This is a genomic window from Streptococcus agalactiae, from assembly GCF_949788565.1.
In the GTDB taxonomy this organism is placed as follows: domain Bacteria; phylum Bacillota; class Bacilli; order Lactobacillales; family Streptococcaceae; genus Streptococcus; species Streptococcus agalactiae.
This window is the reverse complement of sequence record NZ_OX460931.1, coordinates 1,001,112-1,014,592: the sequence shown is the minus strand read 5'-3', so window position 1 is coordinate 1,014,592 and position 13,481 is coordinate 1,001,112. Positions and strand designations below refer to the sequence as shown.

The 13,481-nt window shown below is 35.2% G+C and carries 11 protein-coding genes; all 11 read left to right on the top strand.

Annotation, left to right across the window (positions count from 1 at the left end):
* Nucleotides 1-14: 14 nt before the first annotated feature.
* The 11 genes from lplA to QOR44_RS05240 all read left to right on the top strand — a co-directional run bounded on the left by lplA (nucleotide 15) and on the right by QOR44_RS05240 (nucleotide 13,399).
* On the top strand, nucleotides 15-1,034 hold the full coding sequence (gene lplA / locus QOR44_RS05290) for a lipoate--protein ligase (protein WP_017647129.1): 1,020 nt from the start codon (nucleotides 15-17) through the stop codon (nucleotides 1,032-1,034).
* 88 nt (nucleotides 1,035-1,122) lie between these two features.
* Complete coding sequence (locus QOR44_RS05285) at nucleotides 1,123-2,793, top strand: formate--tetrahydrofolate ligase (protein ID WP_000845305.1); 1,671 nt, start codon at nucleotides 1,123-1,125, stop codon at nucleotides 2,791-2,793.
* A 118-nt stretch (nucleotides 2,794-2,911) separates the two neighbouring features.
* Nucleotides 2,912-4,507: a cardiolipin synthase gene (gene cls, locus QOR44_RS05280; RefSeq protein WP_000638285.1), complete on the top strand. Its 1,596-nt coding sequence runs from the start codon at nucleotides 2,912-2,914 to the stop codon at nucleotides 4,505-4,507.
* 688 nt (nucleotides 4,508-5,195) lie between these two features.
* The gene (locus QOR44_RS05275) at nucleotides 5,196-5,804 is read left to right on the top strand and encodes an LPXTG cell wall anchor domain-containing protein (RefSeq protein ID WP_000482219.1); all 609 of its coding nucleotides are present in this window, start codon (nucleotides 5,196-5,198) and stop codon (nucleotides 5,802-5,804) included.
* A gap of 206 nt (nucleotides 5,805-6,010) precedes the next feature.
* Nucleotides 6,011-7,087 (top strand): aspartate-semialdehyde dehydrogenase, encoded by a 1,077-nt coding sequence (locus QOR44_RS05270; RefSeq protein ID WP_000542449.1) that lies wholly within the window; start codon nucleotides 6,011-6,013, stop codon nucleotides 7,085-7,087.
* A gap of 169 nt (nucleotides 7,088-7,256) precedes the next feature.
* The gene (locus QOR44_RS05265) at nucleotides 7,257-7,595 is read left to right on the top strand and encodes an ATP cone domain-containing protein (protein WP_001165746.1); all 339 of its coding nucleotides are present in this window, start codon (nucleotides 7,257-7,259) and stop codon (nucleotides 7,593-7,595) included.
* Between the two features lie 130 nt (nucleotides 7,596-7,725).
* Complete coding sequence (locus QOR44_RS05260) at nucleotides 7,726-9,267, top strand: ABC-F family ATP-binding cassette domain-containing protein (protein ID WP_000025413.1); 1,542 nt, start codon at nucleotides 7,726-7,728, stop codon at nucleotides 9,265-9,267.
* 39 nt (nucleotides 9,268-9,306) lie between these two features.
* On the top strand, nucleotides 9,307-10,539 hold the full coding sequence (locus QOR44_RS05255) for a threonine/serine exporter family protein (RefSeq protein ID WP_001178658.1): 1,233 nt from the start codon (nucleotides 9,307-9,309) through the stop codon (nucleotides 10,537-10,539).
* 212 nt (nucleotides 10,540-10,751) lie between these two features.
* A complete protein-coding gene (pyrF, locus tag QOR44_RS05250) occupies nucleotides 10,752-11,453 on the top strand; it encodes an orotidine-5'-phosphate decarboxylase (protein ID WP_000890181.1) in 702 nt (233 codons plus the stop codon).
* A gap of 12 nt (nucleotides 11,454-11,465) precedes the next feature.
* Nucleotides 11,466-12,095: an orotate phosphoribosyltransferase gene (gene pyrE, locus QOR44_RS05245; RefSeq protein ID WP_000362324.1), complete on the top strand. Its 630-nt coding sequence runs from the start codon at nucleotides 11,466-11,468 to the stop codon at nucleotides 12,093-12,095.
* A gap of 11 nt (nucleotides 12,096-12,106) precedes the next feature.
* On the top strand, nucleotides 12,107-13,399 hold the full coding sequence (locus QOR44_RS05240) for a dihydroorotase (protein WP_000275472.1): 1,293 nt from the start codon (nucleotides 12,107-12,109) through the stop codon (nucleotides 13,397-13,399).
* The last annotated feature ends 82 nt before the right edge of the window (nucleotides 13,400-13,481 follow it).

The window sequence follows — 13,481 nt, the reverse complement described above, 5'->3', positions numbered from 1 at the left end:
AAAAGGAGACCTAAATGTATCTTATTGAACCAATTAGAAATGGTAAGCGTATCACAGACGGTGCGATTGCACTTGCCATGCAAGTTTATATTTTACAAAATGTTTTTTTAGATGATGATATTTTATTTCCATACTATTGTGATCCTAAAGTTGAAATCGGAAAATTTCAGAATGCAGTTATAGAGACAAATCAAGAATATTTGAAAGAACATGATATTCCTGTTGTTCGTCGAGATACTGGTGGAGGGGCTGTGTACGTTGACTCAGGTGCTGTAAATATTTGCTATCTAATGAAAGATCATGGACAATTTGGTGATTTCAAACGAGCTTATGAGCCAGCTATTAAGGCCCTAAAAACTTTAGGTGCTTCTAGTGTTGAAATGAGGGGACGAAATGACTTAGTTATTGATGGTAAAAAAGTATCAGGTGCAGCAATGACGATAGTAAACGGTCGTATTTACGGTGGTTACTCTCTTTTATTAGATGTTGATTTTGATGCTATGGAAAAAGTGTTAAATCCTAATCGGAAAAAAATTGAATCTAAAGGGATAAAATCTGTCCGAAGTCGAGTAGGAGATATTCGTAGCCACTTGTCAGAAGATTATCGTCATATCACAACCGATCAATTTAAAGATTTAATGGTTTGTCAATTATTACATATTGATCATATTGATCAGGCAAAACGCTATCATCTAACCGAAAAAGATTGGGCTGCGATTGACGCTCTAGCTGATGAAAAATATAAGAATTGGGATTGGAATTATGGTAACTCACCACAGTATTCGTATCACAGAGATGCTCGTTTTCCGTCAGGAACTTACGATTTTCACTTAGAAATTGAGAAAGGTATTATTACGAATTGCCGTATTTATGGTGACTTTTTCAGTTCTAAAGATATTTCAGATATTGAAAACCTTCTCATTAGTTGCCCTATGAAAGAAGAATTAGTCTTGGAAAAATTAAGTACTTTATCATTAGAAGATTATTTTGGTCAGACTAGTCCAGAAGAAATAAAAGCAGTTTTATTTTCATAAGACGAACATTTTAAATTTTTTTTGCAAAAAAATATGTTTTTATAGGGAATATTGCTATACTATTTTTATTATTTAGAAGGAGAATATCATGAAAACAGATATTGAAATAGCGCAAAGCGTCGCCCTAAAGCCTATTGCTGAGATTGTTGAGCAAGTAGGAATTGGTTTTGATGATATAGAATTGTATGGTAAATACAAAGCAAAATTATCTTTTGATAAGATTGAAGCTGTAAAATCTCAAAAAGTAGGAAAGTTAATTTTAGTAACTGCTATTAATCCGACACCAGCAGGTGAGGGAAAATCCACTATGAGCATTGGATTAGCTGATGCTTTAAATAAAATTGGTAAAAAAACGATGATTGCGCTTCGCGAACCTTCTTTAGGTCCTGTAATGGGTATTAAAGGAGGAGCTGCTGGAGGTGGATACGCACAAGTACTACCAATGGAAGATATTAATTTGCATTTTACTGGTGATATGCATGCAATCACAACTGCTAATAATGCTTTATCAGCTCTACTTGATAATCATATTCATCAAGGCAATGAATTAGATATTGACCAACGTCGAGTGATTTGGAAGCGTGTAGTTGATCTTAATGATCGTGCTCTTCGTCAGGTGATCGTTGGCTTAGGAAGCCCTGTCAATGGGATACCACGTGAAGATGGCTTTGATATTACTGTTGCTTCTGAAATAATGGCTATTCTATGTTTAGCTACTGACCTATCAGATTTAAAGAAACGCCTGTCAAATATTGTTGTGGCTTACTCAAGGGACCGTAAACCAATCTATGTTAAAGATTTGAAGATTGAAGGAGCTCTCACACTTATTCTAAAAGATGCTATCAAACCTAATTTGGTTCAAACCATTTATGGGACACCGGCTCTTGTCCATGGGGGACCATTTGCTAATATTGCACATGGATGTAATTCTGTCTTAGCGACTTCAACAGCTCTACGCTTAGCAGATTACGTTGTTACTGAAGCTGGTTTTGGAGCAGACTTGGGCGCTGAAAAGTTTCTTGATATAAAAACGCCAAACCTTCCGACTTCTCCCGATGCGATTGTTATTGTTGCTACATTGCGTGCATTGAAAATGCATGGAGGTGTTTCAAAAGAAGATCTCTCACAAGAGAACGTCGAAGCAGTTAAAAGAGGTTTTACAAATCTCGAGCGTCACGTTAACAATATGCGTCAATATGGTGTTCCGGTAGTTGTAGCTATCAATCAGTTTACTGCAGATACAGAAAGTGAAATTGCAACTCTTAAAACCTTATGTAGTAATATTGATGTGGCAGTTGAATTAGCAAGTGTGTGGGAAGATGGAGCAGACGGTGGCCTTGAACTTGCACAGACTGTTGCTAATGTGATTGAAACACAATCATCCAATTACAAACGCTTATATAATGATGCAGACACTATTGAAGAAAAAATTAAAAAAATTGTTACTAAAATATATGGTGGTAATAAAGTCCATTTTGGACCTAAGGCACAAATACAATTAAAAGAGTTTAGTGACAATGGCTGGGACAAGATGCCTATTTGTATGGCAAAGACACAATATAGCTTTTCTGATAATCCAAATTTACTTGGTGCTCCAACTGACTTTGATATAACTGTTCGTGAATTTGTTCCAAAAACAGGAGCTGGTTTTATAGTTGCTCTTACTGGAGACGTATTGACAATGCCTGGTTTACCTAAAAAACCTGCAGCTCTCAATATGGATGTTTTGGAAGACGGTACAGCCGTTGGATTATTTTAAATAATAAAGAGGTAGGGCTTGTGATGCTAGCCTCTTTTTATTGGGGATTAGATTTTAACTAGAGATAATTTAGAATAATAGAATGCTATTCAAGTGACAGTATGCTATAATAAAATGATTGATTTGGAGGGGGGAAAAACTTATCAGTAATAAAGTCAAAATTGTTCGTTTACTTAATAAGAGTAAGAAAAGTTTACTAAGGGGTATATTTAGTCGAACAACCGTTATCGCTATTTTATTGATTTTACAATTATTGTTTTTACTAGCCTCTTACTCATGGCTAGAGCAGTATCGTGTTTGGTTAGCAACCGTTGAGCATGTCTTAACAATTGGAGCGGTCTTATATTTAGTTAATAGTGAAATGGATGCTTTGTCCCGAGTAACTTGGTTAATATTGGTAATGATTGCCCCTTTACTAGGGGCGATGTTCCTAATGTACACCAAATTTGACTGGGGTTATCGTGGTTTGAAACAAAGATTGGAGACATTGATTGATGAGAGTCAGATTTATCTAGAGGATGATCCTGAAACTTTGAATCAGCTTAAGTCGAGTACATCCACAACATATCATTTGGTTCAATATTTTGAAAAAGCACATGGAAATTTCCCAGTTTATCGAAATACTGATGTGACATTTCTACCAACGGGAGAAGCATTCTTTGAAAAAATGAAAGAAGAACTACTAAAAGCTAAGAAGTATATCTTTTTAGAATTCTTTATCATTGACGAAGGAATAATGTGGGGAGAAATACTTAGTATTTTAGAACAAAAGGTGGAAGAAGGTGTTGAAGTCCGTATCTTATATGATGGTATGATAGAAATTACAAAATTATCCTTTGATTATACGAAACGACTTGAGAAAATAGGAATAAAAGCAAAAGCATTTTCTCCGATTTCTCCTTTTATTTCAACTTATTATAACTATCGTGACCATCGAAAAATTGTTGTTATTGATGGAGTAGTAGGCATGACTGGTGGTGTAAACTTAGCCGATGAGTATATTAATCACATTGAGTTATTTGGGCATTGGAAAGATTCAGGTATTATGTTAAAGGGGAAAGCAGTGGATAGTTTCCTCCTACTTTTCTTACAGATGTGGTCCATTACTGAGGAAAAAATGTTAGTAGCGCCTTACCTCGGTGTACACGATGATTTAGTTGAAAATGAAGGCTATGTTATTCCTTATGGAGATTCTCCTTTAGACACTGATAAAGTAGGGGAAAATGTTTATATAGATATTCTTAATCATGCTAGAGAATATGTTTACATCATGACACCTTATTTAATATTAGACAGTGAATTGGAACATGCCATTCAGTTTGCTGCGGAACGTGGTGTAGATGTACGTATTATTATGCCGGGTATCCCAGATAAGCCAATCCCTTATGCTCTTGCTAAAACTTACTATCAAGCATTAACAAAATCAGGTGTTAAAATATATGAATACACCCCTGGATTTGTTCATTCAAAAATATTCCTTAGTGATAATACAAAGGCTGTTGTAGGTACGATAAATCTTGATTACCGTAGCCTGTATCACCATTTTGAATGTGCTGTTTATCTTTATAAGGTAGATGCAATCCAAGACATTTATCGAGATTATATGGATACGTTAAATAAATCAAGGTTAGTTAGCTTGAAAGATATAAATAATATTCCAAAATTCCAAAAAGTAATTGGCATAGTGACAAAAACTATTGCTCCCCTGCTTTAGAAATAATTTATTTTTAATTTAATATTAAAAGTAAACTGAAGAATCTAGTTATATTTAAAAAGTAAAGGTTGCATTTTAACTAAATTATGTTAAACTACTGTTATGCGATGAGTCGATATGTGGTTTTACCACTATTGCGCAGGGAGATTATAAACGCAGGAGCGGATCTTGATAAGTTGTGTGAACCTTCTTATCACACTTGAAAAGGTGCCCTTAGCTTACTACTACTTGTAATTCCTTACAAACTGTGGTAAGTAGCTGAAATGCAAAAAAGAAAGAACCAGTTTGGTTCTTTCTTTTTTTTGCATAAATAAGTCACAATTTCCTTCTAAAAATTATGTCTTTACTTAACTTTAATTGAATATGCTACCATCACATTCTTTGTAAAATTTTTAAATAATCTAGTTTCTGATGGTTTAGATGAAGTATTAAAAATATACTATTATCTCATTGTAAATCCTAATGTTAGTATGACTATCTATCATGTTTTATAATATTGAAGGAAAATTTAAAAATATCATGTTTTAGATATCAACTATTTAATTTTAAACATACAAATTAATAATAAATTGCAATTAAATAACAAATTACCTTGACATAAATTATAAAATATTTTAATATATATAATCTAAATAAAAATAATAATAAAATGACTTTTAAAATTTAAAAAAAGTAAGGAGAAAATTAATTGTTCAATAAAATAGGTTTTAGAACTTGGAAATCAGGAAAGCTTTGGCTTTATATGGGAGTGCTAGGAACAACTATTATTTTAGGATCAAGTCCTGTATCTGCTATGGATAGTGTTGGAAATCAAAGCCAAGGTAATGTTTTAGAACGTCGCCAACGTGACGTTGAGAATAAGAGCCAGGGTAACGTTCTAGAGCGTCGCCAACGTGACGTTGAGAATAAGAGTCAGGGTAACGTTCTAGAGCGTCGTCAACGCGATGTGGAAAACAAAAGTCAGGGCAATGTTCTAGAGCGTCGTCAACGCGATGTTGAGAACAAGAGCCAAGTAGGTCAACTTATAGGGAAAAATCCACTTCTTTCAAAGTCAACTATATCTAGAGAAAATAATCACTCTAGTCAAGGTGACTCTAACAAACAGTCATTCTCTAAAAAAGTATCTCAGGTTACTAATGTAGCTAATAGACCAATGTTAACTAATAATTCTAGAACAATTTCAGTGATAAATAAATTACCTAAAACAGGTGATGATCAAAATGTCATTTTTAAACTTGTAGGTTTTGGTTTAATTTTGTTAACAAGTCGCTGCGGTTTGAGACGCAATGAAAATTAAGTATAATCAATCATTTAGTAACTATTATAATGATATATGCAATCAATAAAAAGGAATCGGATACAAGATTCCTTTTTATAATTAGGTTGGTTAGGGTGACTTTTTCATTTGGCTATTCTTGAAAGTTTATAAAAATGTAGTATAATAGTCACATTAAAATGTTTTGAAAATATTGATGAACAACATCAACAAATAGAGGTCATTATATGGGATATACCGTTGCTATCGTAGGTGCTACAGGTGCCGTAGGAACACAAATGATTCGTCAATTAGAACAATCGAATTTACCAATAGAACAAGTGAAACTTTTATCATCAAGTCGCTCAGCAGGTAAAATTTTACATTTTAAAGATGAGGCTATACGTGTTGAAGAGACAACAAAAGAATCATTTTACGATGTTGATATTGCCTTGTTTTCAGCTGGTGGATCTATTTCAGCAAAGTTCGCTCCTTATGCAGTAAAGTCTGGAGCAGTTGTAGTAGATAACACGTCATATTTTCGTCAGAATCCTGATGTTCCACTAGTTGTTCCTGAAGTAAATGCTCGTGCCATGACTGGTCATAATGGTATCATAGCTTGCCCTAATTGTTCTACTATTCAAATGATGATTGCTTTAGAGCCCATTCGTCAAAAATGGGGGATAGAGCGTGTTATAGTTTCCACCTATCAAGCTGTTTCGGGTTCAGGTGCACGTGCTGTTGAAGAAACTAAGGAACAGTTGAGACAAGTTTTAAATGATAATCTTTCACCTGATCAATTAATTGCAACAGTCTTGCCATGTTCTAGCGATCAAAAACATTATCCTATCGCATTCAATGCATTACCTCAAATTGATATTTTTACTGATAATGATTATACGTACGAAGAAATGAAGATGACTTTGGAGACAAAGAAAATTATGGAAGATGCTACTATTAAGGTTTCAGCTACCTGCGTCCGTATTCCCGTTTTATCGGGTCATTCTGAGTCCATTTATATTGAGACGAAAGAATTAGCTTCAATCTCTGAAATTAAAAAGGCTATTGCAGATTTTCCTGGTGCCGTCCTACAAGACCTTCCATCTCAGCAAATTTACCCTCAAGCGATTAATGCTGTAGGCCATAGGGAGACCTTTGTTGGTCGTATTCGAAAAGACCTTGATCAAGAAAATGGTGTTCATATGTGGGTAGTTTCAGATAATCTACTGAAGGGAGCAGCTTGGAATTCTGTTCAAATCGCAGAAACATTGCATAAGAATGGACTGGTTAAACCAGCGAAAGAGTTAAAATTTGAATTAATATAGAAGAATATGACATTGCTTAATACTTATGCTGACTGCTAGTGATATTGATTTTTCATCAATATCAGGTAAAACACTTGACAAATTATGAAAACATTTGCATAATGAAATTAACAAATGAAAATGATTGCAAATCGTTTTAACATTGTTTCCACATTAAGGAGGGGCTCTTATGCAAATCATCAAACGTGATGGACAGATTGTTGAATTTGATCCTGAAAAAATCTACCAAGCTATCTTGAAAGCTGCTCAAACAGTTTATGTGCTTGATGAGTCACTTCGTCAAGACCTTGCTCAAGTGACTAAAAAAGTAATCTTAGATTTAGAGGATGCTCAGGTTGAACGACCAACGATCAATATGATTCAGTCTTTGGTTGAAAATCGTTTATTGGATGCAGGATACATTCATATTGCTGAACACTATATTTCATACCGTTTGCAACGTGATTTAGAGCGAAATGGTTATGATGATCAAATCACTGTTCATTTACACTTTGAAAAAATTAAGTAAGGTTTGACTTTTAAGTTTAAACTCTCTATACTTGTATATGGAACTTACTATGTAATGTACTAATTTAAAAACTTGTAGAGTGTCTCTATGAGTTTTTTAATAACCTCTATTATCAATCAAAGGATTTTAAATGAGTATTTTAGAAGTAAAAAACTTAAGTCACGGTTTTGGTGATCGTGCTATTTTTGAGAATGTTTCTTTTCGCCTTTTAAAAGGTGAACATATAGGACTTATTGGTGCTAATGGTGAAGGAAAATCAACATTCATGTCAATTGTCACAGGTCATCTTCAACCTGATGAAGGAAAAATTGAATGGTCAAAATATGTAACTGCTGGTTACCTTGATCAACATACTGTGTTAGAAGAAGGTCAAACAGTTCGTGATGTTTTGCGAACAGCATTTGATGAACTTTTTAAAACAGAGGCACGTATCAATGATATATATATATCCATGGCAGATGATGGCGCAGATGTAGATAGCCTTATGGAAGAAGTTGGAGAACTACAAGATCGTTTAGAATCACGTGATTTTTATACACTTGATGCTAAAATTGATGAAGTCGCACGGGCATTAGGAGTTATGGATTTTGGTATGGATTCTGATGTTACTGGATTATCTGGTGGTCAAAGGACAAAGGTCCTTTTAGCAAAACTGTTATTAGAAAAGCCAGATATCCTCCTGCTTGATGAGCCTACAAACTACCTTGATGCTGAACACATTGATTGGTTAAAACGCTATTTACAAAATTATGAAAATGCTTTTGTTTTAATCTCACACGATATTCCATTTTTGAACGATGTTATCAATATTGTCTATCATGTTGAAAATCAAGATTTAGTAAGATATTCCGGTGATTATACTAATTTTGAATCAGTCTATGCAATGAAAAAGGCTCAATTAGAAGCAGCCTATGAACGTCAACAAAAGGAAATAGCTGATTTACAAGATTTTGTTAATCGTAATAAAGCACGCGTTGCAACACGTAATATGGCAATGTCTCGTCAAAAGAAACTAGACAAAATGGATATTATTGAGTTACAAGCAGAGAAACCAAAGCCAAGTTTTGAATTTAAAGAATCACGCACACCAGGACGTTTTATTTTCCAAGCTAAAGATCTTCAAATTGGATATGATCGTGCTTTAACAAAACCTCTAAACCTAACATTTGAACGTAATCAAAAAATAGCCATTGTTGGAGCAAATGGGATAGGAAAAACAACATTACTTAAGAGTTTACTAGGTATTATCCCCCCTATTTCTGGTAATGTTGAACGAGGTGATTTTATTGATTTAGGTTATTTTGAACAAGAAGTACCCGGAGGAAATCGCCAAACTCCACTTGAAGCAGTATGGGATGCTTTTCCTGCTTTGAACCAAGCAGAGGTTAGGGCAGCTCTTGCTCGTTGTGGTTTAACTTCAAAGCATATTGAAAGTCAGATTCAGGTGTTATCTGGTGGGGAGCAATCAAAGGTCAGATTTTGCTTATTAATGAATCGCGAAAATAATGTCCTTGTACTTGATGAACCAACCAATCATTTAGATGTAGATGCTAAAGATGAGTTAAAACGTGCTTTAAAAGCTTATAAGGGATCAATCTTGATGGTATGTCATGAACCGGACTTTTATGAAGGATGGATGGATGATGTTTGGGACTTTAACCAACTTAGTTAAGTGGCTAGGGTAATAAAGTAGAAGGCAGGGCCAAATAAGATGCAAAATGATATGAGCGTTGTTCTTAGAGCAGGTAAATTACTGATTGAAAGCGGAGCAGAAGTCTATCGTGTCGAAGACACAATGAAGCATTTTGCAAAGGCTCTTCAGATAGAAAATTTTGAAGCTTATGTGGTTAGTAGCAGTATTATCGCTTCCGGGATTAACCGCTATGGTAAACAAGAAGCTAAAGTATGCAATACAGATGGTGTAACAGCAAATTTAGGTAGACTTGAAGCTGTTAATAACCTTTCTAGGCAAATTGCTAAACAAGACTTAGTATCTCCAGAAGAAATTGTAAAGCAGTTAGACTTAATTGAACATCAAAAAGATTATAGTTTACTTGTTACTTTAATTTCTTATTTTTGTGGAGCGGGTAGTTTTTCTTTAGCCTTGGGTAGTTCCTTATTAGATTCATTTTCCGCTGCTGTAACAGGCTTAATTTTAGGATATTTTCTGAATTTGATGGAAAGTCGTATACATACAGGATTTCTTTTGACCATTCTAGGTAGTTCTGTAGTGGCTTTAAGTGCTAATTTATTATATTTTTCAGGATTAGGTGAGCATCGTAGCATTATCATATTAGGGGCACTAATGGTGATGGTGCCAGGGGCTGCCTTTGTTAATTCGGTGAGAGAATTTTCACAGAATAATTTTTCAACAGGTTTAGCTTTGATTATGTCTGCTTTACTCATTTGTATTTCTATATCAGCAGGCGTGGCTATTACAATTGAAATTATTCCGTTTGCAGAACAAATGACAGGTTCTTTTTCTGGTGTTCCTAACACCATCCTTGAGATTACCATCAGAACACTAATGGCCGGTTTAGGGACGATAGCCTTCTCTATTCTCTACCATGTTCCAAAACGTTATTTCCTTGACTTAGGTATACTAGGAGCAATATCTTGGATGCTCTACCTGATCTTATGGCAACAGTTTCACATGGATGCTATAGCCGTATTTTTTCCAGGGCTTTTCATCACTTATTTTTCACGGCTATTAGCTGCTAAACGTAAGTGTCCTGCCACTGTCTTTTTAGCGACAAGTATGTTTCCTCTTATCCCAGGACTTAGCTTCTATAGAGCTGTTTACTTTTTATTGACGGGAGCAGATGCTTTAGCAATGGAATATTTTAGATCCTGTTTTGTAACAGCTTTTACAATTGCTATAGCAATTAGTATTGTACAGCAGATTCCTCTATCGTTCTTTATTAGACGTAAAATGATAAAATAATTTAGTATTTATTTGACAAAATGATTGTAAACTTGTAGAATACCTACAAATGTATCTTTAAGTGAGTCCAGAGAGGCGAACAAGGTCACCATCATAAGTCAAATAGCGAGTGCTTTTTCGCTAACTTTTTATGAAACCTTGCCCTCAGGCAAGGTTTTTTGTGTCATACTGGTACATTTCCAACAATTATTATTTCTATAGAGAGGAATTATATGTTAGAAAAATGCCCTATCATTGCCTTAGATTTTTCTGATTTGGCTTCTGTAACAACTTTTTTAGAACATTTTCCAAAAGAAGAATTGCTTTTTGTCAAAATAGGAATGGAGCTTTATTATTCCGAAGGTCCCTCAATTATTAGATATATTAAATCCTTAGGACATCGCATTTTTTTGGATTTAAAATTACATGATATCCCTAATACAGTTCGATCATCTATGTCTGTCTTAGCCAAATTAGGCATTGATATGACTAATGTCCATGCTGCAGGAGGAGTCAAAATGATGAAAGCAGCTAGAGAAGGTTTGGGGGAGGGTCCAATACTATTAGCAGTGACACAATTAACCTCGACTTCACAAGAACAAATGCAGGTGGATCAACATATTAACTTAAGTGTAGTTGATTCGGTTTGCCATTATGCTCAAAAAGCTCAAGAAGCTGGCTTAGATGGAGTAGTCGCATCGGCTCAAGAGGTAAAGCAAATCAAGAAACAGACTAACGAACATTTCATTTGCTTAACGCCTGGTATCAGACCTCCACAAACCAATCAGTTAGATGATCAAAAAAGAACGATGACTCCTGAGCAAGCACGTATAGTTGGGGCTGATTATATCGTTGTGGGAAGACCTATAACGAAAGCAGAAAATCCATATCAAGCATATCTAGACATAAAAGAAGAATGGAATCGTATTAAATAAAGGAGTACTGAGATGGATTTAGCAAGACAGATTGCCATGGAACTATTAGATATTCAAGCTGTTTACTTAAGACCCAAACAACCCTTTACTTGGGCTTCGGGGGTCAAATCGCCAATTTACACTGATAATCGTGTAACCTTATCGTATCCTGAGACAAGGACACTGATTGAAAATGGTTTTGTTAAACAAATACAGGAACATTTCCCAAACGTTGATATCATCGCAGGGACAGCGACTGCAGGCATACCACATGGCGCTATTATAGCTGATAAGATGAACTTGCCCTTTGCCTATATACGCTCGAAGGCAAAGGATCATGGTGTGGGGAATCAAATCGAGGGACGTGTTTACTCAGGCCAAAAAATGGTTATCATTGAAGATTTGATTTCAACAGGAGGATCTGTTTTAGAGGCTGTTACGGCTGCGCAGAGTCAAGGTATTGAGGTTTTAGGGGTAGTAGCGATATTTACATATCAATTAGCTAAGGCTGAACAAGCATTTCGTGAAGCTGATATTCCTTTGGTGACTTTGACGGATTACAATCAATTAATTAAAGTTGCTAAAGTTAATGGATATATTACAGCTGACCAACTGGTATTACTGAAAAAATTTAAAGAAGATCAAATGAATTGGCAAAGTTAGAGAGGACAGATATGTATATCATTAAAAACGGATTGATTATCGACCCTCAAAGTGGTTTTAATCAAGTATCAGACATGCTGATTGATCAAGGAAAAATTAAACAAATATCGAAAGAAATTGATATTAAAGGCATTCCAATCATTGATGCAAGCAATAAAATTGTAGCTCCAGGATTAGTCGATATTCATGTACATTTTCGTGAGCCTGGACAGACACATAAAGAAAATATCCATACAGGAGCCTTATCAGCTGCAGCAGGTGGTTTTACGACAGTTCTTATGATGGCCAATACTAACCCAACGATTTCTAGCCCAGAAATTGTAAAACAAGTTAAGGAGAGTGCAGCAAAAGAAGCAATTAAGATTGAAACAGTTGCTACAATTACTAAATCCCTGAATGGTAAAGATTTAGTTAATTTCGAAGAACTATTAGAAGCTGGAGCTGCTGGATTCTCAGACGATGGTATCCCTTTGACAGATACTAAGGTTTTGCAAGAAGCTATGAACTTAGCTAGAAAACATGATGTTGTCCTATCGTTACATGAAGAGGATCCATCGTTAAATGGTGTTCTTGGTATCAACGAACATATTGCTCAGAAAATTTATCATGTCTGTGGAGCTAGTGGTCTTGCTGAATATTCAATGATTGCGCGAGATGCTATGATTGCTTACCAAACACAGGCGAAAGTCCATATCCAGCATTTGTCAAGTTCAGAATCAGTAGAAGTAGTTGATTTTGCGCAGAAGCTTGGTGCTAACTTAACAGCAGAAGTAACCCCCCAACATTTTTCAAAGACAGAGGACTTACTTTTAACTAAGGGTGCTAATGCAAAATTAAATCCACCACTGCGACTTGAAAAGGATAGACAAGCCCTCATTGATGGTCTTAAAAGTGGTGTTATTTCAATTATTGCAAGTGACCACGCTCCCCATCATATTATGGAGAAAGCAGCAGATAATATTAGTCAAGCGCCCTCTGGTATGACTGGCTTAGAGACATCATTAGCCTTAGGGATTACTTATTTAGTATCTACTAAAGAACTCTCAATGATTGACTTTTTGGCAAAAATGACATGTAATCCTGCACAGTTATATGGATTTGATGCAGGTTATCTCAGAGAAGGTGGACCTGCAGATATCGTTATTTTTGATCAAGCTGAAGAGAGAATAATAAAGGCAGAATTTGCCTCCAAATCCAGCAACTCTCCTTTTATCGGTGATAAATTGAAGGGAGTTGTTCACTACACAATTTGCAATGGTGAAATAGTCTATCAAAAAGATAGCCACGCAGCGACATTGGTATAGGTAAAACATTTCTTATTAATATCCTTTAAGGTATTGTCCAGAGAGGCAAACAAGGAATTGCGTTAACAAATAGTAAGTTAGT